Origin of the sequence: Streptococcus himalayensis, from assembly GCF_001708305.1 — a bacterium.
GTDB classification, from domain to species: Bacteria; Bacillota; Bacilli; order Lactobacillales; family Streptococcaceae; genus Streptococcus; species Streptococcus himalayensis.
Map to the genome: position 1 here is coordinate 438,383 of NZ_CP016953.1, position 22,811 is coordinate 461,193.

Annotated in this window: 17 protein-coding genes and 2 pseudogenes; 10 read left to right on the forward strand and 9 right to left on the reverse strand. The window is 40.2% G+C overall.

From position 1 onward, the window contains the following. Positions 1-160 precede the first annotated feature (160 nt). The 6 genes from rpmH to BFM96_RS02100 all read right to left on the reverse strand — a co-directional run bounded on the left by rpmH (position 161) and on the right by BFM96_RS02100 (position 5,669). Positions 161-298, reverse strand: coding sequence for a 50S ribosomal protein L34 (gene rpmH / locus BFM96_RS02075; RefSeq protein WP_018368178.1), 138 nt, complete (start codon positions 296-298; stop codon positions 161-163). 105 nt (positions 299-403) lie between these two features. Further along, entirely contained in the window at positions 404-916 is a 513-nt protein-coding gene (locus BFM96_RS02080) for a beta-class carbonic anhydrase (RefSeq protein WP_068989726.1), read from the reverse strand. A 171-nt stretch (positions 917-1,087) separates the two neighbouring features. Then, positions 1,088-1,783 (reverse strand): TIGR00266 family protein, encoded by a 696-nt coding sequence (locus BFM96_RS02085; RefSeq protein WP_068994122.1) that lies wholly within the window; start codon positions 1,781-1,783, stop codon positions 1,088-1,090. A 214-nt stretch (positions 1,784-1,997) separates the two neighbouring features. Next, positions 1,998-3,359: a DNA repair protein RadA gene (radA, locus tag BFM96_RS02090; RefSeq protein WP_068989729.1), complete on the reverse strand. Its 1,362-nt coding sequence runs from the start codon at positions 3,357-3,359 to the stop codon at positions 1,998-2,000. Between the two features lie 2 nt (positions 3,360-3,361). Beyond that, positions 3,362-3,805 (reverse strand): dUTP diphosphatase, encoded by a 444-nt coding sequence (locus BFM96_RS02095; RefSeq protein WP_068989732.1) that lies wholly within the window; start codon positions 3,803-3,805, stop codon positions 3,362-3,364. A 421-nt stretch (positions 3,806-4,226) separates the two neighbouring features. Then, positions 4,227-5,669, reverse strand: coding sequence for an LPXTG cell wall anchor domain-containing protein (locus tag BFM96_RS02100; protein WP_068989735.1), 1,443 nt, complete (start codon positions 5,667-5,669; stop codon positions 4,227-4,229). Between the two features lie 189 nt (positions 5,670-5,858). On the opposite strand from BFM96_RS02100, the gene BFM96_RS02105 reads away from it, so the two are divergent. Then, positions 5,859-6,794 (forward strand): helix-turn-helix domain-containing protein, encoded by a 936-nt coding sequence (locus BFM96_RS02105; protein WP_068989738.1) that lies wholly within the window; start codon positions 5,859-5,861, stop codon positions 6,792-6,794. 303 nt (positions 6,795-7,097) lie between these two features. On the opposite strand, the gene BFM96_RS02110 is transcribed toward BFM96_RS02105, so the two are convergent. Both BFM96_RS02110 and BFM96_RS02115 read right to left on the reverse strand, forming a co-directional pair. Continuing rightward, positions 7,098-8,867: an ABC transporter ATP-binding protein gene (locus BFM96_RS02110; RefSeq protein ID WP_068989741.1), complete on the reverse strand. Its 1,770-nt coding sequence runs from the start codon at positions 8,865-8,867 to the stop codon at positions 7,098-7,100. Between the two features lies 1 nt (position 8,868). After that, complete coding sequence (locus BFM96_RS02115; protein WP_068989744.1) at positions 8,869-10,575, reverse strand: ABC transporter ATP-binding protein; 1,707 nt, start codon at positions 10,573-10,575, stop codon at positions 8,869-8,871. 623 nt (positions 10,576-11,198) lie between these two features. On the opposite strand from BFM96_RS02115, the gene BFM96_RS02120 reads away from it, so the two are divergent. Together BFM96_RS02120 and galU are read left to right on the forward strand one after the other, a co-directional pair. Next, positions 11,199-12,215 (forward strand): NAD(P)H-dependent glycerol-3-phosphate dehydrogenase, encoded by a 1,017-nt coding sequence (locus tag BFM96_RS02120; protein ID WP_068989746.1) that lies wholly within the window; start codon positions 11,199-11,201, stop codon positions 12,213-12,215. Between the two features lie 27 nt (positions 12,216-12,242). After that, on the forward strand, positions 12,243-13,139 hold the full coding sequence (gene galU, locus BFM96_RS02125) for a UTP--glucose-1-phosphate uridylyltransferase GalU (protein ID WP_068989749.1): 897 nt from the start codon (positions 12,243-12,245) through the stop codon (positions 13,137-13,139). Positions 13,140-13,182: 43 nt separating this feature from the next. Here galU and BFM96_RS11190 read toward each other — a convergent pair whose 3' ends face one another. After that, positions 13,183-14,814: a helix-turn-helix domain-containing protein gene (locus BFM96_RS11190; RefSeq protein ID WP_068989752.1), complete on the reverse strand. Its 1,632-nt coding sequence runs from the start codon at positions 14,812-14,814 to the stop codon at positions 13,183-13,185. A 119-nt stretch (positions 14,815-14,933) separates the two neighbouring features. Between BFM96_RS11190 and argF the strand changes: the two genes are divergently transcribed. From argF to BFM96_RS02170, 7 genes and pseudogenes are all read left to right on the forward strand, one after another. Further along, on the forward strand, positions 14,934-15,872 hold the full coding sequence (argF, locus tag BFM96_RS02135; protein ID WP_068989754.1) for an ornithine carbamoyltransferase: 939 nt from the start codon (positions 14,934-14,936) through the stop codon (positions 15,870-15,872). 53 nt (positions 15,873-15,925) lie between these two features. Further along, entirely contained in the window at positions 15,926-17,431 is a 1,506-nt protein-coding gene (locus BFM96_RS02140) for a YfcC family protein (protein ID WP_068989757.1), read from the forward strand. Between the two features lie 14 nt (positions 17,432-17,445). Beyond that, positions 17,446-18,303 carry a dimethylarginine dimethylaminohydrolase family protein gene (locus BFM96_RS02145; RefSeq protein WP_068989760.1) on the forward strand — a complete coding sequence of 286 codons (858 nt, stop codon included), beginning with the start codon at positions 17,446-17,448 and terminating at the stop codon, positions 18,301-18,303. Between the two features lie 14 nt (positions 18,304-18,317). Beyond that, the gene (locus tag BFM96_RS02150; RefSeq protein ID WP_068989763.1) at positions 18,318-19,298 is read left to right on the forward strand and encodes an NAD(P)-dependent oxidoreductase; all 981 of its coding nucleotides are present in this window, start codon (positions 18,318-18,320) and stop codon (positions 19,296-19,298) included. A 306-nt stretch (positions 19,299-19,604) separates the two neighbouring features. Next, positions 19,605-20,842 (forward strand): annotated as a pseudogene (locus BFM96_RS11305) (IS3 family transposase); the annotation flags it as partial. A gap of 94 nt (positions 20,843-20,936) precedes the next feature. Next, positions 20,937-21,364: pseudogene (locus tag BFM96_RS02165) on the forward strand (transposase); the annotation flags it as partial. Between the two features lie 98 nt (positions 21,365-21,462). Further along, positions 21,463-22,719, forward strand: a complete 1,257-nt coding sequence (locus BFM96_RS02170; protein WP_068989767.1) for an ISL3 family transposase — start codon at positions 21,463-21,465, stop codon at positions 22,717-22,719. Positions 22,720-22,811: the final 92 nt, after the last annotated feature.

Here is a 22,811-nt window from a genome sequence, read left to right on the forward strand (position 1 = left end):
CCTTCAACAGTCCGCTGGACTGTTGAAGCAAAGCAAGTTAGCAACGTCAGATTTTGAATGTTGACGAGTATGAAACCCGCAAACTCATTTGTTCTATTATACCGTTTTTACGACAAAAAAACCAACAGACTCGAGTTTCTGCTGGCTTTTTATCATTTTATTATGCCACTGCAAGCACTTTGCGTCCTTTACGACGACGAGCTGCTAACACGCGACGGCCGTTTTTAGTTGACATACGGTTACGGAATCCGTGTTTACGTGCGCGACGGATTTTACTTGGTTGAAAAGTACGTTTCACGATGAATACCTCCTCATAGATTTTGTATTCGTTTAGCCGGCTAGTTTTGATCAGTTACTAAACATACCTAACTATTCTATCTGATTCTTTGAGCTTTGTCAATAGCTAGGCCTGTAATTTTTCAGCTTTCACTTCTGTCATGCGACCTGTATCCACATCATAGACCGCACCAGAGATGATAATATCCTCTGGAATCAAAGGAGATTGCCGCAACAAATTCATATCCTCACGGACACTCTCTTCCACATCAGTAAAGGGCAAAAAGTCCTGATGAGATACATCCACGCCTAAAATTTCCTGCAAATCCGCTTGAAAAGCCTCATTGGTGAAGGTCTGAGCACCGCAATCCGTATGATGTAGCACCACAATTTCCCGAGTGCCTAATTGTTGCTGGGAAATGACCAGCGAGCGAATCATATCATCGGTCACACGACCCCCAGCATTCCGCAAAATATGGGCATCTCCAAGTGCCAATCCCAAGGCTTGTGCTACGTGCAAACGTGAGTCCATACAAGTCACAATCGCTACCCTGGTCTTTGGCTTCAAGGGCAAATGATAGGTCCCATGCAAATCCACATAAGCCTGATTGGCTTTCATAAACTGTTGAAAATAAGACATGAAAACTCCTTTCGTGAAAATCACCTAAGTCTCTTTTCATACTAGACTATCATTTTAAACGATATTTGTCAGGCACGAAAACCCATTTCAAAAAAAGGCTCGGTTATTCCGAATTTTTTCGGCTGTTTAACAGAGAACATTTCGACTGCCGTCAAGTTACATGACCTTTTTCTATCCGTTCTTTGGCAATAAGTCACTCAAGACATGGGCGAAGGTTTCGATATTCAAACTTTGTACATAAATATCACCTGTTCCTGTAAAGGTATTCACCACACCTTCACCTGTCCCCACGGATTGCCAAAAGCCTTTTTCTAGGTGAACATGATAGTCCAAATCACTGCTCCACGCTACGACATGGGCATTGTCAATGGTCATTTCTTGATCGTGAAGCTCTATTTTTTTAATGGAGCCAAAGGCATTCACCAAGAGCGTTCCTTCACCTTCAGTAGTCATGACGAAAAATCCGCCTTGTCCGCCAAAGAGGGCACGTCCTACCGACTGGCGTTTCATGGTGTAAAAGGCTGATCCATCTAAGGCTAAAAAGGCACCGTCATTCAGGCAATATTGCTTTTCACCAAGGTAGAGGGGCATGACCTGTCCTGGAAGATTGGGAGCAAGAGCCAAACGGCCGTCATCTGCGTCAGAAATAGCCTGTGTGATAAAGGTACTTTCGCCCGATACCATCGACCGACCAACAGCTTTGACAAGTTTTCCAAGTCCAGACCCCTTAGCATTGAGCTTGGTGCTTAATTGGACACTAGGGGTATGGTAAACCATGCTTCCACGCTGGATATAGGCTGATTCTCCTCGTTCCAGTTCAATTTCCACCAAGGGAAACTGCATCGTGCTGTCTAGTTGAAATTTCATGCGATTATCTGCCATATTCTGACTCCTTTATTGTTTGTTCGCTGTACGCGATTGAATACTTGCTATCTGAGCTAGCTTAGGGGAAATCAAGTGAGTTTTACTGCTTTATTAAGCTCTGCCCTTTTAAATTTGACCTTATTACCTGACATAGAAAAAATATATCTTTCTTGCTTGATTTTCATATATAAGCAGCGGACTTGTCTGTCTTCCCAGTCTAACCGAATACTTTCTTGAGCACTTCGCCAATGGTTGTCACGCCAATGACTTCGATTTCTTGAGGGATTTGTAAGCCTATAAGGGAATTTTTTGGAGCATAAAGCCTAGTAAAGCCCAGCTTAGCCGCTTCATTGATTCGTTGTTCAATGCGGTTGACACGGCGAATTTCACCAGTCAAGCCGATTTCACCGATAAAACATTCCTGGGGATTGGTTGGCTTATCCTTGTAGCTAGAAGCAATCGCAACCGCAACCGCCAAATCAATTGCCGGCTCATCTAACTTGACACCCCCAGCAGACTTGAGATAGGCGTCTTGGTTTTGGAGCAATAAACCAGCCCGTTTTTCCAAAACCGCCATGATGAGACTAGCCCGATTAAAATCAAGCCCTGTCGTCGTACGCTTGGCATTGCCAAACATGGTCGGTGTCACCAAGGCTTGGACTTCTGCTAAAATAGGACGCGTCCCTTCCATGGTCACGACAATACTGCTGCCAGTCGCTCCATCCAAGCGTTCTTCCAAAAAGACTTGACTGGGATTGAGCACCTCAACTAAGCCTGCTGACTGCATTTCAAAAATGCCGATTTCATTGGTAGAGCCAAAACGATTTTTGACAGCCCGCAAGATACGGAAGGTATGCTGACGCTCCCCCTCAAAATAGAGCACGGTATCCACCATGTGCTCTAGCATCCGAGGACCTGCAAGCGTGCCTTCCTTGGTCACATGCCCCACAACAAAGGTCGCAATATTGTTGGTCTTTGCAATCTGCATCAGCTCCGCCGTCACTTCTCTGACCTGACTGACCGACCCTTGAACACTTGAAATCTCTGGGCTCATAATGGTCTGGATAGAGTCAATAATCAGAAAATCAGGCTGAATCTTCTCAATCTCTGTCCGAATACTCTGCATATTGGTCTCAGCATAGAGATAAAATTCACTGTCAATATCTCCCAAACGCTCTGCTCGCAATTTAATCTGCTCTGCCGATTCCTCACCACTAACATACAGAACCGTCCCTTTTTGCGATAGCTGGGTTGATACTTGCAAAAGGAGAGTTGATTTCCCAATCCCTGGGTCCCCCCCTATCAGAACGAGGCTCCCTGGCACAACTCCTCCCCCCAAGACACGATTGAACTCCTCCATATCTGTCTTGGTACGGCTCACATGACTAGAGGTCACCTCCGCCAACTTCATCGGACGCGTCTTCTCACCTGTCAAGGACACACGCGCATGCTTGACCTCTGCGACCTCGACTTCCTCGACAAAGGAAGACCAAGATCCACAGTTGGGACAGCGACCCAGATATTTAGGGGAATGATACTCACAATTTTGGCAAATAAAGGTTGTCTTTTTCTTGGCCATGCTTAATTCCCCGTTGAGCCAAAGCCACCTGTACGTGTGCCAGTTGCTTCATCCCCATCTGCCAGCAAAAAAGGTGCAAATACCGCTTGGACAATCCGCTCACCAACTTCAAGCACCACAGTCCTATCCGTGATATTTTGCATTTGAGCAAAAATGTGACCTTCATTGCCCGGATTTCCATAGTAATCCCCGTCAATCACACCGACCGAGTTAATCAAGACCAAGCCTTTCTTGCGAGGATTGGACGAACGGTCATAGAGATACAGAACTTCCCCAGCCTGCATATAGGCTTTCACACCTGTCGGCACCAGCTTAATCTCACCAGGGGCAATCTCCACACGCTCCGCCACTTTCAAGTCATAACCTGCCGCATGGGCTGTTTCCCGCTTGGGCAGTAAGTTTTCATCTGTAAATTGCGATACCAATTCAAAACCACGTTGTTTCATGTCTATCTCCTATCTATTCTCATTCCTATTATACTATATATTCGGCAAAAAAGGAGTGAGAATCACATCACCACTCACTTCTCCAAAGCAAAATAAAGGGCTGGAAATTTCCAACCCTCAATTAGGAGATTTATGATGAAAAAAGTTAGGATGTATCAAATAAAATTAGGAGGCTTTCATTTGATAGATCTAGTATAAACTTTCTCTCTTAAAGAAACCTGAAAGTAGAAATCTATATTTTCATAACATTTCCATGACGCTATTACAAAAAACAAAAGCCAGACATGTGCCCAGCTTTTGTTCGGAGATTATTATGAAAAATTTAGGATGTTATCAAATAAAATTAGGAGGTTTTCATTTGATGAGTCTAGTATAACCATCTTTCCTTAAAGAAATCTGAAAATATCCTCTTTTTTTCAATTTATTTTTCTTTCCGTTTCAAGCCTACAAATCCTGCAATACTTGCAAGAATGAGACCAGCGACAGAGAAGAACGCAATCTTGCTTTCCCCTGTTTTTGGAAGTGCTCCTTTGGCAGGTTTAGCTGGTGTCTTAGTTGGTGTTTTAGCTGATGTTTTAGCTGATGTTGTAGCACCCTTCTTAGATGATGAAGATACGTTATTTCCTGCTATAAATTTCGATGTGATTTTTCCTTGGTCAGAACCAGGAGCACCAACTCCAGGTCCCCCTGCTTGTCCATCAGGTTTTACTTTCGTTTTTCCAGTATTTGATTGACCTGTCGGTTTGTCTGTTGGAGCAGGCTGTTTGTCTGACGCACGATAGAAGAAATCGCTTTCGACAAGCTTAGCCGGACCATCTCCTCCTCGCACCAAACGTTCTTTCGTTTGAATTGAAGGGTCTGCTCCCAAACCATTTTTATAGGCAACATTCGCTGGGGCAAATACAAGAACGCCAGCTCCTATCTTATTTGGAGTTTTCAAATTGAAGTAGACACCTGGCAATTTGTCTTTATAGGCTCTTGGACCTTCAATCATCGTTGTTCCACCATGGCTTTCCACTACATTGCCCTGTTTGTCAATCGTAATCGTATGACCTTGGCTATTTTTCCATGTACCAACAATCTTGGAAATGTCTCCTCCAAGAAGCTGAACTAGGACGTCATTTTCTGCTTTATCCTCTTTATCCGAAGCATTATCTAATGAAGAGGATAGTAACGTTTCTGATAGTGTTGTATCAGTTGTTGTGGATGACGTTTCTGACGGTTTTGTTTCTGTTGTTGTGGTTGGTGTTTCTGTTGGTTTGGTTTCCGTTGTTGTGGTTGGTGTTTCTGTTGGTTTGGTTTCCGTTGTTGTAGTTGGCGTTTCTGTTGGTTTGGTTTCTGTTGTTGGGGTTGGCGCTTCTGTTGGTTTGGTTTCTGTTGTTGGGGTTGACGTTTCTGTTGGTTGAGTTTGATTAACTACTTTCCCATTTTTTACAGTGAAGGTTGTTGTAGCAAAGTACTCAGTCTTATCTAATGATGTATATCGCCCTTCATATTTATAAGTTCCATCAGGGAATTTGTCAATCCAAAAATCCTTATGAGGGGCACTGTTAGTGAAGTATTGGAAACCTGTATCCCAAATAGTTCCTTTATCAGTGTAAAATGTTACAGCAAACTCGACACCCTGATTTTTCAAATAGTCACTCTGAAGCCCAATACGGATATAACTTCCATTAGCAAAAGGGGTAGCAGTTGCCGGTATGTCCTTACGTGGGTTCACTATTTCTGTCGCTGGTGTTGCTCCTCCCTCACCTTCGGCGTGAGCGATTGGACCACCGAGGGCAAGCATGGCAAGCGTTGCAATCGCAACGGAACCAAAGACTACTTTTGTTTTACGCAAAGCGTAGGTCGTTTTTACTTTCATGATAGAACTCCTTTATTGTTTTCTTTATTATACACCACATTTACTTGCAAAGGAAAAAATTGGATATAAATGTTCAACATCGTGCCCCCCTCTAAAATTTCAGGTGGATTTGAACATTTATGTTCATCTATTTCATTCCTTTTAGAAATATGCTATACTAGTAAAAAACGAACATTTAGGAGACAGCTGATGGCCCTATCTGAAAAATATGGACAAACCTTTAGATACCTCAGAGAAGCGAGGGGATTCTCTCTCAAAGAAGCGGCTGGAGAGACCATATCCCCTCAACATTTAGGCCGCTTTGAAAAAGGAAAATCGATGGTCAGTCTCGAACATTTTGAACACCTGCTTCAAAATATCGGGATTGATTGGAGTACCTACCTCGTGACCAGCTTACAGTTTAATTCCGATGCACTCAGCAGACGGCAGGCTGAAATCTATGACCTTGTCGCCAAACGGCAATACACCAAAGCTATCGAGGTCATCAATCGCCCGCTTGAAGAGGATGGAGAGCCTATCTCTGACTACTACGTCGTGAGCCATCGTGTCGTTACCAAGCTCGGCTTAGCCAACCGCACTGGCAACTCTTTTCTCACTCCGAAAGATTGGCAAGAAGTAGAGTACATCAAGCAACGACTGACCGATATCGAATTGTGGGGCAATATCGAAGTCAATGTCTATGCCCAACTATTGCCTTATTTTTCCTACGAGTTTATTTCCTTCAAGGTTCGAGAAATTCTAAAATTACTCAAGACCAATCCCCATATCAATCACCATCAGTTGGGCGAATCCTGCCTATCGGTGTTAAAAGAAACCGTGACCTACTATTCCCAACAAGCTTACTACCAAGAGGCCGAAGACTTGATTCAACAATGCTTGGAACTCTTTGAAACCGTCCCTCGAACAGGCGTGAACATGTGGCTCAATCTTGATTTATTTATCCTTCGAAGTCATAATTTCTTAAGACAAAATGACCCACAGGGCTTAGAAATTGCTCAAAAAGTGATGAGCGTCTTGAATCACTTGGAAGAGTTGGGCATTGGAGGACGGCTGATTCCCTTGCGGGAGGATTTCTTCCAAACGACTGTCAAACTCAATCAAACAGGAATTCCCTTTAATCCTTGAGATGCTAAAATGGGAGTGAGACTCAATCGGTATTTCGAAGAAATCGATTTACCTCACTTCTTTATTTCTGAATTCGTTCAGACCGAAGACAAACTAGTCGAGTGACTGGTTTGTCTCTTTGTTTTCTGTGTTATTTTTGAAAAAAATAGTTTAAAAGAGTGGCTTACTCCTACCCCTGCAAGGTTGTCGGGGTTGTAGAATGTTGATTGATCAACGTTTTACAAATTCGACAACTACTGCGTCAAACTGTTAAATCTATAAAGAAATGAGGCTGGATACTTTTGCCTCAGCCTCATTTTTTCTTTATTCAAAAACAAATTGGTTATGGTACAATTCCGCATAAAATCCATTTTGGGCAAGAAGTTCATGGTGGTTGCCTCGCTCAATGACCTGACCATCTTTTAAGACAATAATCTGGTCGGCATTGAGAATGGTTTTCAAACGATGGGCAATTACAAAGCTGGTGCGACCAGCGACCACCGCCTCCATTGCTTGCTGAATCTTGCTTTCTGTCACAGTATCGACATTGGACGTTGCCTCGTCTAAAATCAGGACTTGCGGGTCTGTCAAGAGCGTCCGTGCAATGGATAACAGCTGTTTTTGCCCAGTTGAGAAGCTATTTTGTTCATCATCGACTATGGTCTCATAGCCTTCTGGCAAGCTCATGATGAAGTCATGGATATGGGTTGCACGCGCTGCAGCTTCGACCATCTCTTGGCTAGCAGTCGGCAGACCAAAACAGATATTTTCACGAATCGTCCCGTGAAATAAAACCGAATCTTGCAAGACAATCCCCACACGGCTCCGCAAGCTATCCAAATCATATTCACGAATATCTCGACCATCAAAACGAATGCTTCCCTTGTTCACATCGTAGAAACGGTTAATCAGATTCATAATCGTTGTCTTCCCAGAGCCTGTCGGCCCCACGACCGCCACCATCTGACCTTTCGGAGCTGAAATTCTCACATCCCTCAAGATAGGCTTGCCAGCCGTATAAGCAAAATCGACATGCTCAATCTCTACTCCCTCACGTAATTGAGTAAAGACAGGTGCCTCTTGCGGGCGAATTTCTTCTTCTGCTTCAAACATTTCTTGAATCCGGTCCGCACCTGTAAAGGCTAATTGCAAGCTCCCCCAGTTGGCAGATACCTGCATGATAGGCTGGTAATATTGCTGCGAATATTGCACAAAGGTCACAATCAAGCCCATGGCTACTGGAATGGAAGTGCTCGTATCCTGCAATAAAATCGCAGAGCCTGCGAAAATAACAATAGCAGTATTAAGCAAACTCATCCCATTCATAATCGGAAAGAGAATACCTGAGAAAATCCGCCCCTTAAAGGTCGCCCGTTTCACCTTTTCATTTTGTGCCATGAAGCCTGCAATCATCTCCTCTTGCAAACCTTGCACAATGACTGCCTTTTGCCCAGAGATGCTCTCATCCATAAAAGCATTGAGTTTCCCAACCTCAGCCTGCTGAATGTTGGTATATTTCCGAGCCATTTTCAAAATCAACACCAAGAGCATCATGGCTACTGGCGTACTAGCAACAGTCACCAAGGCCAAGGTCGCATGATGGGCAAACATGACGATTAAGAGCCCAATATAAAGAGCGATATTGCTCATTACCTGAATCAAGCTCTCGTTAAAGGCCTGCATGATATTATCCAAGTCACTGGTAAAACGCGACAAAATGTCTCCATCCTGATGGCGGTCAAAGAAAGATACCGTCAAACGCTCGAGCTTTCCAAACAGGTCTTTACGCATCTCATTGGTCGAGTAGGAAATCACACGGTTCATCAATAGCATGTAAATCAAACTCGAAATAGAAATGCAAAGAAAGACCAGGGCAAGATTACTCATGCCAGATGAAAAAGTCGTCCAAAGACTACTAGTGTCTGCCCCTTGTTGGTAGGCAACTCCCAGCTGCACCAAGTCCGTCACAGCCTCTCCCAGATAAATAGGGAAAATAGCCTGCAAGGCAGTTGCAACGATAATCAAGGCAAGAACCATCACAAAGGAGCCTTTATAAGCCTTGAAATAGGTCCAAAAAAAGCGTGCTGTTTTCATCTTACTCCTCCTTTCCTTTTTGCGTTTCATAGATTTCACGATAAACGGCATTCGTAGCCACCAAGTCTTTATGCGTGCCTTCTCCAATCAGGCGACCTTGGTCTAGCACCAAGATTTTATCTGCATGGACCACAGAGCTTATTTTCTGGGCAATGATAATGGTGGTCGTTCCTTTTAAGTCTTTGTTCAAGGCTTCTTGGACTAATTTCTCTGACTTGGCATCCAAAGCTGAGGTACTATCATCCAAAATCAAGATTTTCGGATTGCTAACGACACCACGTGCAATCGACATCCGTTGCTTTTGACCACCTGAGAAATTATTTCCTCGCTCTTCGACTGAGCTGTCATAGCGGTCATCCATGCGATTGATAAATTCACTCGCTTGGGCAATCCTTGCCGCCCGTTCTAATTCAGAAAGACTAGCAGTCGCCTTTCCTTGACGCAAATTGTCCGCAATCGTTCCGCTGAATAAAATCGCTTTTTGAAGAACGATGGAAATCGTGTTCCGCAAGGTTCCCTCGCTTAGCTCTGGCAAGGCCTTGCCCCCAATTCGAATCTGTCCTTCTTGCGGGTCAAATAAGCGAGGAATCAGCTGAGCCAGTGTTGATTTTCCAGCACCCGTAGCACCGACTACGCCTACCATTTGCCCAGCCTCAACAGAAAAACTAATGTCCTTTAGCATCGGTTCTTCATCATTTGGATAAGTGAAGCTAACATGGTCAAACTCAATCGTACCCTCCAGCTCCTCATCGGCTATATCCTTAAAAGTCATAGCCGGCTCCGTATCCAAGACCTCATTCAACCGCTTCATGGACACCATGGCTCGTGTCACTCCGTTTGCCATAAAGCCAATCATGATAATGGTAAAAATGATTTGATTAAGATAGGTAATAAAAGAGGCAATCGCTCCCGTCACGCCTGGATCCATCTCGACCATCCCAGCTACTAGCCAGATGGTCAGATAAATAGTAGCATACCCAATCATCATAACCAAGGGTTGCACGACTGAAAAAGCATAGCCGACAAACAGATTTTGGCCGAGCAAATCATCGGAGACAGCCTTAAATTTTTCAAACTGACTTTTTTCCTGCACAAAAGATTTAACCACGCGTACACCACGGAGATTCTCCTTGGCAATGCTGTTCATTTTCTCCAATAAAGTCTGGAAAATGCGGAACCGCGGTCCCATCATTCCCATCATGACACCTGTTGCTCCAAAAATCAAGACAACCATGACCACAATCACCCACCAAAGTGCCGGGAGAGTAGTCACAGCCATAATAAAGGAACCGATAAACAAAATCGGCATCCGAAGCAGGACTTGGAAGAGCACCATGGTCATATTTTGCACTTGGTTGACATCATTGGTCATTCGAACGACTAAATTTCCTGCATTGAATTGTTCCACATTGGCGTAGGAAAACGTCTGGATTTTCCGAAATGTTTGCTCTCGTAAATCAGACGACACCGCTTGCGCGATATAAGCAGCTAGAGTGACATTGATCCCCCCAGCAACCAAACCAAGAACCGCTATCCCTAGTAGCCATTTCCCAATGCGTACAATTTCATCACGCTGGTTGCCCAACAAGGCTGTCAGGACATCTTGCAAAAACAAGGGTTGCAACAAGCTACTAGCAATCATCACCGAAGTCATCAAAACAGACGCACAAACAAACCATTTATAACGCCATAAGGTTTTAAAATACATAATTCCTCCTCTAAAATTCTTACTCTTCATGTTTAACCTTCAAAGAGTTTATCTGCTATCCATCGCAATATCTGATACTCTGTAAAAATCAAACTCTGACTAGGGGAGTGAGACTCAATAGTGATTTCGAAGAAATCGATTTGCCTCACTTCTTTATTTCTCTGTTCGGGCTAAACTGTTAAATCTACAAAAATAATGAGAGTAGGGACTTTTGTCCCAGCCTCGCTATAGAAAAACTAGCATAGTTTGTATCCTAAAAACCTCAGGTAAAACTAAAGTTCAGTAGGATGAGTTAAGGACGTCAGACTGTGATTTTTATAGACTATGAATTGGATTTTCCAAGCATAATTCTTTTATTATACCACAATTCTAGACAAAGGAGCACTTGGACTATCTCATTTTCAAAACAAACGCATGAAAAATTGCACCTATCCTAATGTTTGAACAGTGCAATTTTTTTAAACTATTTCATAACTTTTTTGAAATGCCTGAACTTTGAAATGTAGAAAGTTTTATTTTCACTCCAAAATCTTTCTTGTATCTGACTTGTCTCATCGTGAGAGCGTATGCAAATTTTCCTTTTTATGGTAAAATAGAAAGGAGAACTCTAAAAGGAGAGAATCATGCACACACAAAAAATTGCCATTCTTGGACCAGGTTCCTGGGGAACCGCCCTGGCTCAAGTTTTAAATGATAATGGCCACGAGGTTCGCATTTGGGGAAATCTCCCCGAGCAAATCCAGGAAATCAATCAACATCACACCAATCAACACTATTTCAAGGACCTTATTCTCGATGAAAAGATTACGGCCTACCTTGATTTAAAAGAAGCCTTGGATCAAGTAGATGCTGTTCTTTTTGTTGTCCCAACCAAGGTCACACGACTTGTCGCAAAACAAGTAGCACAGGTCCTTGATCACAAAGTAACACTCATGCATGCCTCTAAAGGGCTCGAACCTGATACGCATAAGCGAATTTCAGAAATCCTAGAAGAAGAAATCCCTGAAAAACTTCGAAGTGAAATTGTTGTCGTATCTGGACCCAGTCATGCAGAAGAGGCCATTGTCCGTGATATCACCCTAATTACCGCAGCTTCAAAAGACCTGCATTCCGCCAAATATGCTCAGGAAATCTTTAGTAATCATTACTTCCGCCTCTATACCAATACAGATATCATCGGTGTAGAGACTGCCGGAGCTCTGAAAAATATCATCGCCGTAGGAACCGGTGTCTTACACGGCCTTGGTTATGGAGACAATGCCAAAGCCGCAATTATTACGCGAGGCTTGGCCGAGATTACTCGCTTAGGCGTAAAACTTGGTGCCAATCCTCTGACCTATAGCGGCTTATCCGGTGTAGGAGACTTAATCGTTACGGGAACCTCTGTTCATTCCCGCAACTGGCGGGCAGGGGATGCTCTTGGACGTGGGGAAAAATTATCAGATATCGAAGCCAACATGGGAATGGTCATCGAAGGAATTTCCACCACAAAAGCAGCCTACGAGCTCGCTAAGGAATTAGACGTTTATATGCCCATCACCCAAGCCATCTATCAGGTCATTTATGAAAATCAAGCCATCAAAGAAGCTATCCGTGACATGATGAACAATGAATTCAAAGCTGAAAATGAATGGTCCTAGACTACGGAGACAAAAAGGAGAAAACACATGACAAAAGTAAGAAAAGCTGTCATTCCAGCAGCTGGTCTTGGAACACGTTTCCTTCCAGCAACCAAAGCACTCGCCAAAGAAATGCTTCCAATCGTTGATAAACCAACCATTCAATTTATCGTTGAAGAAGCCCTCAAATCCGGCATTGAGGATATCCTTGTCGTTACGGGGAAATCCAAACGTTCCATCGAAGATCATTTCGATTCCAATTTCGAATTGGAGTACAACTTGAAAGAAAAAGGAAAGCACGACCTTCTTCGTTTAGTGGATGAAACAACTGGCATTCGTCTACATTTCATCCGCCAAAGTCATCCACGCGGTCTAGGAGACGCTGTCTTACAAGCCAAAGCCTTTGTTGGAAATGAACCCTTCGTGGTAATGCTTGGAGATGACCTTATGGACATTACTGATGAGACGGCTATCCCCCTCACCAAACAGCTCATGAATGACTACGAAGAAACCCATGCTTCTACCATTGCCGTCATGAAAGTACCTCACGAAGATGTTTCAAGCTATGGTGTTATCGCTCCTCAAGGAGAAGGGATTAACGGTCTATACAGTGTCAATACCTTCGTTGAAAAACCAGCTCCCGAAGATGCTCCGAGCGACCTTGCCATCATCGGCCGCTATCTCCTCACACCAGAGATTTTTGCAATTTTAGAAAATCAAGCCCCCGGAGCAGGAAACGAAGTCCAGCTCACAGATGCCATTGATACCCTAAACAAAACTCAACGCGTATTTGCCCGTGAATTTAAAGGCAACCGCTATGATGTCGGAGACAAGTTCGGCTTCATGAAAACCTCTATTGACTATGCTCTCAAGCACCCACAAGTAAGAGAAGATTTAAAAAACTATCTCATTTCTCTCGGAGAGACCCTAAAAACAGAAGATTAAAAATAACCCCAGCTGGAAATTTATTTCTAGCTGGGGGTTTTATTTAAAAATTATTTTGATACAAACGTAGAGCCAAATGAAGATTCATTAAATGATCGGTATTTTTCAAACTAATTTGTAACAACTGTTCAACTTTCCCCAAACGTGCCCGCAATGTATTCACATGAATAAATAGTCTCTGACTCGTAATTGTATAAGAAAAATGATTGTCGAAAAAAGTAGATACCGTCTCATATAACTCGGTCTTCATCTGTCTATCGTATGTGATTAAAGGTTGCAAAAATTGTTCAAATAATTCTTCAATGAACAAGTGATTGATGGCTCCCATATCATTTGTTACTAATTTTAAAACGCCAATATCTTGATACCGCTGAAGATGACTGGAACACTGATTTGACTTTGCAAAACGAATAGCTTGTCTCGCTTCATCCAAACTCATTTTTAATTTCCAATAAGGTTTACTTGTGCTAATCCCAATATAACAGTTATTGTGTTTAAGTGATTGTTGAACAATTTTTTGCAATACATCCAACTGATGAAACGCTCTCGAATAAGTTCCTCCCACTATGACGAGTTGTTGTTCCCGAGAAAAGAAGTGAAGATCGTTCAACTGTAAATCAGAATTCTTTATAGCAGTTATCAAATCCATACAAACTTGTTCAAAAACCAATGGATTTGAATCGGGAATCAAATCTGAAACCACAATAATTTGCAAATTACTATCAAGATGTTTTCCCAGACCTAAACTATATCGTTCTAATAACGTCTCATCTGGACCTGTCATTTTTAATAACTCATCCAATATGACTGATTTTAAATAGACATTATTTTTCTGAAACTCTATTTCGAGAACTTGCTTTAATTCAAAAATCGATTGGATATTTTCTAATTTAGCTAAAATAGTGGAATCCAACACATCGGTCTTATTGTCAGTTTTCAAGACAATATAATAAGCTAATCTTTGATGTTCATATACAGGAAAAAAGAAAAGATGATAACCCAATTTGTTTAAAAATAAACTTCTATAGCAATAACCATAGACAGTAGTATGATTCAAATCAACACCTACAGCATGAAAACGTCCAATATTATTAGTACTAAACTTTTCAAAATATTCTTTCCAAGACCAATCATTACTAGAATCAATTACTTCCAATGTTTTTCCAACAATAGCTAAAGATAGACCTGTTGTCTCATGGACAATCTGACAAAGATTATTCAGACTATGATTACGTGAAAAATAGCGGATAATTTGCTTAATAAATTTTTCTGATTCAATAAGAGCCTTTGAATTTTGTACCAGCTCTGCTTTCTGAAAAGCAATAATGACATCGCTCCACGAAAAATCATTGTCAATTAAAATCAATGGAATATCATAGTATCTTAATAAATCAATAATATCCTCTGAAATATACTTATGATACTTCTTTTTTGATAAAATCGCGCTAACATTTTTATTTTTCAATATCTCAATAAAATTTTTAGTGAAATGACTCGTCATAAATTTTCCTATAATCAGTAACTCACCTCCATTTAACCAGTCAGCAATTGTTGAAACATCCATAATATTGACTGATTTTAATTGTTTCTCCATACCTAGTTTGGTAGAAAAAATATCAGCAGATATCATGATATCTGAAGACTCTAAAGATTTTACCGTTAAATTTGATAACATAGTATTTTCTCCTTTGTTTAAAGATACAATGTAAACCCTTTCTTTTTATATGATACCACAATATATTTTTTTAATCCTATCTTTTATAATAACATTATCAAATAAAAAGGAGTAAAGCCATGAGAAATCGCTTTAAAGGAAAAGATTATCTTGCTTTCAAAGATATGACTAAGGAAGAAATTGAGTTCATTACAGATTTAAGTCTAGAATTCAAGAAAAAATGGACAGCTAAAGAGCCTCACGAATATCTAAAAGGTCAGGTGTGGGCTGCTCTATTTGAAAAAAATAGTACGCGAACACGAAATGCCTTTGAGCGAGCTGCAGCAGACTTAGGTGTAAAAGTTGTCTATTTAAGACCGGATGAAATGCAAATGACACGTGGAGAACCTCTCAAAGATACTGCTCGAATTCTAGATCGCTATTTCGATGGATTATTCATTCGAACCTTTGGACATGAAATTGTCGAAGAGTGCTCCAAATGGATGCAAAATCCTGTCATAAATGGCTTGACTGCACTAGAACACCCTACTCAAGGAATTGCTGATTTGATGACTATCAAAGAGAAAAAAGGAGACTATAGAGGACTTAAGATGTGCTACTCAGGAAATCTTTATAACGTTGCTTATACAACTATGATTTTCTGTGCTACTCTCGGAATTCACTTATCAATCGCCTGTCCTGAAGGTATTGAACCAAATCATGAAATACTAGAAGAAACTTTACGACGTGCAAAACAAAGTGGAGCAATCATTGAATTTACACAAGATTTTGATGCAGCTTTAAAGGATGCTGATATTGTTTACGGCATGTCACAGTATAGTATGGGACAGAGTGATGAAGAGATTGCTTTTTTAAAGGAAGCATTCAAACCTTATCAAATCACTATGGAAGCAATGAAAAAAGCAAAACCAGATGCCATATTCATGCACTGTCTTCCTGCGCATAGGGGAGAAGAAGTTACCGATGAAGTGATGGAATGCGCTCAGTCTGTCATCTTTGATGAAGGTGAAAATCGAATGCATTCGATAAAAGCTATTTTAGCAGCTGTAGCCAATTAATAAAACTATTTAAGTAAAAGAAATTCTATCTGGTAAACCTAGAGGAGGTCATGATGGATGTCCAAGAAAAGAAAAAATTTAAATCTCCAAACACATATGTAATTATTTTCTTTGTATTATTATTTGTTGCTTTTTTAACTTGGTTTATACCTGGAGGTGAATACTCTTATGATAAATCAGGAAGAGCTATTGCCAATTCATATAGACAAATCAATGCAAATCGTCAAGGATTATGGGATGTTATCATGGCTCCTATTATCGGAATGGTGGGAAACGATAAAGTTTCTGGAGCTATTACAATATCCTTAAATGTTATGCTATTCGGTAGTTTCTTAGAAATGATGGACGCAACTGGCGCAATTAATATTGCTCTAAAAAACGTTGCTAAAAAATGCCAAAAGAATTACTATGTTCTCATTACTGTACTCACTTTCCTCATGGGAATTTTTGGAACTGTCCAAGGGGCATATGAAGAAGGATTTGTCTATTTACTCATGTTTCTTCCCATCATTCTCTCTCTTGGATTGGATACGATTGTAGCACTCATGATTGTTATATTTGGAACACAAGCTGGTTGTGCTGCATCTATCGTAAATCCATTTTCAACTGGTATTGCTTCAGGAATTGCTGGAATTAGTCCTGGAGAGGGAATCATATTTCGTACCTTAGCATTTTTTGTACTCCTGTCTTTCTGTTCTGCAATTATCTGTCTATATGCAAAAAAGGTCAAAGCACATCCTGAAATTTCCGTTCAATATTTTAGAAAAGAAAAAGATATTCAAGAATTTGCTCATGATCAAGGAGAGGAACAAACTCTAGACCAAAACCAAAAGAAAGTATTTGTCATCTTTATACTTACTTTCACAATTATGATTCTTTCTTTGATCCCTTGGACATCTCTCAATAAAGAATGGACATTTTTTACAGATATAACTGAGTGGGCTAATCAAAATACTGTTGTAAGTACTATATTAGGTAGTAGTCTTGTTCCTTTAGGGGATTGGTACTTTAACGAAATCAATGGTCTATTACTCGTTATGACTATCTTATCCGGTTACATCATGGGTTACGATATCGATAAGACGATACAAATTTTAATCAGAGGAGCTGCTGCACTTGTATCCACAGCATTTATTGTACCGCTTGCAAGAGGGATTCAAGTACTGATGACTAATGGTAGTATTACAGCGACTGTTCTAAACGCAACCGAAAAAACCTTAGGTTCATTACCTCCCGCTATGTTTATATTCGTATGCTTCTTAGTCTACATTATTTTAGCAACTTTTATTCCTAGTTCAACTGGACTAGCTGCAGCTACCATATCCATAATGGCTCCATTAGGTATTTTTGCTGGTATATCCGAAGCCAATATGGTCGTCATCTATAACTTTGCTCTAGGATTTGTAAAATTACTAGCACCAACCTCAATTATCGTTATGACCTGTACGCAAGCTGTACATGTCAGTTACGGAGCTTGGATAAAAGCAACATGGAAATATGCTGCTCTATACTTTTCTATATTAATCCTATTACTTATGTTATCACTAGCCATTATCTAATAAAGGAGAAAAATATGACTAATCGTATCTATGTCAGCAATGCTACTAACCAATTAAAAAAAGTAATTGTTTGCTCCCCAAAATATTATAAGTTTAACGGTATCAACGAAATTACAAAATCATGGATGGAGAAAGGAGAAACAGAACAGAATGACCTAATGGTTCAAGAATGGGAAACTCTAATCAATGCCTATAAAGCTAATGGTGTTGAAGTCATCGAAATGGAACCTCAATCCGAATTGGAAGTACAGACTTTTGCTCGAGATTTTGGTGCCATGATTAAAGAAGGAGCAATCATCGGTAAATTTCGACATCCTGCACGCCAAAATGAAACACAAGTGTACGAACAAAAACTAAAAGAACTAGGTATTCCGATTGTTGCTCGCTGCAATGCTGGCTGTTTTGAAGGAGGCGATTTCTGGATGATTGATGAACATACTATTGCCCTTGGATTAGTAGATCGTACTGATCAAGCTGGAGTTGACAATTTACGAGAACAATTGCAAAAATTCGGTTATACAGTTGTAGGGGTTCCTGTTGCACCTGAACACTTACACTTAGATATGTGTTTTAATATTGTTGCTCCAAATATATGTCTAGCAGCTAAAAGTGTGTTGCCATTCTGGTTTATCAAAATGTTAGAAAGACGTCACTTCACTATTATTGATGTTCCGGAAGAACTCATTGAAAAACACGGATGCAATGTACAAGCTTTGGGTAACAATACAGTATTAGGAATAGCCAATAATGTAACGGTCAATGAAGCATTAGAAAATGCTGGTGTAACGGTCATTAAATTACCATTACAACAAATTTTAAAAGCTGGAGGAGGTCCTCACTGCATGACTTATCCAGTAGAACGTAGTTATTAGAAAAGGAGATACGGATGAAAATTGTCATTACTGATTATCCGGACTCCATGATGCCAAATCATGATTACGAAATACAAATGCTTAAGCAAGGTCTAGGAGAGAATACAAATATTGTTATTTATGAATATAAAGATAATCGTGAAGAATTTTATCAAGTCATTAAAGACGCAGATGCTATTTTAACGGCTTTTACACCGATAGATGCACAAGCTATTCGCCATGCTGAAAAATTAAAAGTCATTTCTATCAACGCTACTGGCTATGATAATGTTGATTTACAAGCCGCAAATCAACGAAAAATTGGTGTCTGTCCAGTAGGAGAATATTGTACTAAAGATGTGGCAGAATTCACAATTAGCATGATGATGATTCTCGTTAAAAATATAAAATACTATCAATACGATATCGAAAAACACTATCAATGGAGATATAATTGTACAGAACCTAATCAGCGACTTTCTGATATGACTCTTGGAATCTGTGGTTTAGGAAAAATAGGAAAAATGGTTGCTAAAAAAGCTTTAGGACTTGATATGAAAGTCATTGCTTGTGATCCATTTATAGAACCACCTTCAGATTTAAATGTGAAACTTGTTTCCAAAGAAGAACTGTTTGAACAGGCAGATATCATCACCAACAATATGAATTTAAATGAAACTAACTATAATTATTTTGACTTAACAGCTTTCAAACAAATGAAAAAGCAGCCCTATTTTATTAATATGGGACGTGGTGCTTGTGTAGTTGAACATGAATTAGTAACAGCCTTAGATTTAGGACTTTTAAAAGGAGCAGCTTTAGATGTCTTAAAAGATGAAACACCAACTTTAAAATCCCATCCATTGATTGGACGAGAAAATGTTCATATTAGTCCACATGCAGCATTTTATTCGACTTCTTCATTGAAAGATCTGCAAAGAATCTCTACAGAAAATATCGTTAACTATTTAAATGGATATAAAGATAAAGTGTTTAAACTCGTTAGTGACTACTGAATAACATTATAGTATACATTTATAAATATTTGATATTGTAAAACTATCTTCATGTGTGAACTCAGTTTAATCAAAAACTAACGAGCAACTTTCTCCTGCTTTAAATGGTGAATTTGTAATGATTCATTCTCTCTTTCAGGCCTATTTAGCACCTAAAAATAAGATCTTATTTCAAGTAGAGAGCAAGTGAGCACTTTATCAATAGAAAATCCTACCAAAACACCCGCCTTATATATTGATATACTCCCCATATAGTAGACAGTGAAAAAACAAACATTCACTAAATACTATAAGGGGAGTTTTCCTATGTCCAAAAGAAGTCCAAAATCAATAGAAGAAAAGTTAGAAATTGTTTGCTTATTACTTAACCAAAAACAGTCGCTTACCCAACTCAGTAAACAATATCAGGTCGATAATCAAACAATCCAGTCTTGGAAAATGAAATATGAGAAGTCCGGTATCGACGGTCTTAAGGAAAGTCGAACTCGGAAACACTACCCGTCTGAGTTAAAAGAACAAGCTGTTCAAGACTATCTAGCTGGTAAAGGTTCCTTAAGAACGATCTGTTCAAACTATCATATCTCTGACGCTTATGTTCTCAGAAGTTGGATAAAACGGTATACTAGTGGGAAAGAATTAACATCCACAGGTAAAGGACAAAGCCATATGAAGCAAGGACGCAAGACCACCTTTGAAGAACGACTTGAGATTGTCAACTACACCATCGCTCACGAGAAAAACTATCCAGCTGCCATTGATAAGTTTGGTGTCTCCTACCAACAAGTTTATTCATGGGGACGTAAGTTTGAGAATGAGGGAGCTCAAGGGCTGGTAGATCGTAGAGGAAAAGGACTAGAAAGCAAGCCAAATCTCACTGAGACGGAAGAACTTCAACTCAAAATCAAACAACTGGAAGAACGGAATCGTTATTTAGAAATGGAGGTGGGTCTGCTAAAAAAGTTGGAGGAAATAAAACGGCGAAACCGTCGCTAAGAGCGGGAAAGCACCTAGAGAAGTTCCAAGTTATTAAGGATTATCATAATGAACACCCAGATAGTCTTATCTCTATCTTATGCCAGATTCTGAAGGTCTCACGTTCAGGCTACTATAAGTGGCTCAATCATGATGAAACAACCTCTGAGAAAGAAAACAAGAAATTGATGAAGAAGATTCAGGAACTCCATAAACAGCACAAGGGCATCCTAGGTTACCGTCGCATGACAACATTCATTAACCGTCGATTAGCCACCAACTACAATAAGAAACGGATTCGTCGGCTGATGGGTATTCTTGGCATCCAAGTTATTCGTCGTGTAAGGCATGCTTGCACGAAAGCTGGTAATCGATTTTACGCTGAGAATCTTCTCAATCGGGATTTTACTGCGACAGCGCCGAATCAGAAATGGTGCACAGATGTCACCTACTTACAATACGGTCTCGGCGCCAAGGCTTATTTGAGTGCAATCAAGAACCTCTATGATGGCTCGATTATCGTCTATGAGATTGATCACAACAATGATAATCTCTTGGTTATGAAGACCATTTCAGAACAACTGCAAATAGAAAAAGTTCCAGAGTCAATCAAGACTTTGGAACTTTTTCAATATACCTCGTTATGGGGCAGTTACGATACAATAGGATAGCCGTAAACTCAGTGACAAGCGGTTTTACCGCCCTACATTTCGCATGCATTTGACCAATAAGGAAATCTTAGACAAGCTCCTATCCTACTCAGATGAGTTACGACACCATTATGAACTCTATCAACTTCTTTTATTCCATTTCCAAGAGAAAAACTCAGATCATTTCTTTGACCTAATTGAACAAGAAATAGCCACTGTTAACCCTATTTTCCAGACGGTATTTAAGACGTTTCTAAAGGATAAGGACAAGGTTTTAAACGCTTTGGAATTGCCTTATTCCAACGCTAAATTGGAAGCTACCAATAATCTTATCAAAGTCATTAAGCGTAATGCCTTTGGATTTCGGAAGATGAAAACTTCAAAAAGCGGATTTTGATTGCCATCAACATCAAAAAAGGGCTCTATAATATCTGTAGTGGGTAAATCCACTGTGGAAATTATGGAGCCTTTTTCAGTGTAGAAAAAAAGTCCCATATGACCTATAATGAAAAGCGACAAAACCATCATTTAGAAAGACTCATATGGAACAACTAAATCTTATCACAAATTTTCTCAAAATGAAAGACAAAAATATCACGATCACTAATGAATGCGACATGGGAACACACTTAGAACTCCACGGTCACTTGGATTACACAGCCCCTAAATGCCCTTCCTGCAAGGGACAAATGGCTAAGTATGACTTCCAGAAAGCCTCTAAAATCCCCTACTTAGAAACTGCTGGCTACCCGCTACTTATCCGCCTTCGAAAGCGTCGTTTCAAGTGCAAGGAATGTGGGAAAATAGCGGTCGCTGAAACTCCTATTGTTAAGAAGAACCATCAAATCTCTGTCGCTGTCAACCAGAAAATCGCACAATTACTCATCGAAAAGCAAGCAATGACACATATCGCACACAGACTTTCCATTTCAACATCTACAGTTATTCGAAAACTCAATGAGTTTAAGTTTGAAACGGATTGGGCTAAGCTTCCAGAAGTCATGTCCTGGGATGAGTATGCCTTCAAGAAAGGGAAAATGAGCTTTATCGCTCAAGATTTTGACACAAATAACATCATCGCTATCCTTGATGGAAGAACGCAGGCGGTCATCCGAAATCACTTCCTACGATACCCTAGACAGGTCAGAAACCGCGTTAAATTCATCACTATGGACATGTTTAGCCCCTATTATGCCCTCGCTAAGAAGCTTTTTCCTTACGCTAAAATTGTTCTTGATCGCTTCCACATTGTGCAATATCTCAGCCGTGCTATGAACCGTGTCCGCATACAAATCATGAATGCTTTTGACCGCAAATCGCATGAATACAAGACGCTCAAACGCTACTGGAAACTGGTACAACAGGATAGTCGTAAACTCAGTGACAAGCGGTTTTATCGCCCTACATTTCGCATGCATTTGACCAATAAGGAAATCTTAGACAAGCTCCTATCCTACTCAGATGAATTACGACAACATTATGAACTCTATCAACTTCTTTTATTCCATTTCCAAGAGAAGAACTCAGATCATTTCTTTGACCTAATTGAACAAGAAATAGCCACTGTTAACCCTATTTTCCAGACGGTATTTAAGACGTTTCTAAAGGATAAGGACAAGGTTTTAAACGCCTTGGAATTGCCTTATTCCAACGCTAAATTGGAAGCTACCAATAATCTTATCAAAGTCATTAAACGAAATGCCTTTGGTTTCAGGAACTTTGAAAACTTCAAAAAGCGGATTTTGATTGCCATCAATATCAAAAAAGAGAAGACCAATTTGGTCCTCTCTAGGTGTTAGCTGACATCTACCCACTACAGTGAGATTTACGTTTAAATACGTTAAAACAAGTAACAAAACTATTGATAAACCAAGACTTCGTCATCATCTTA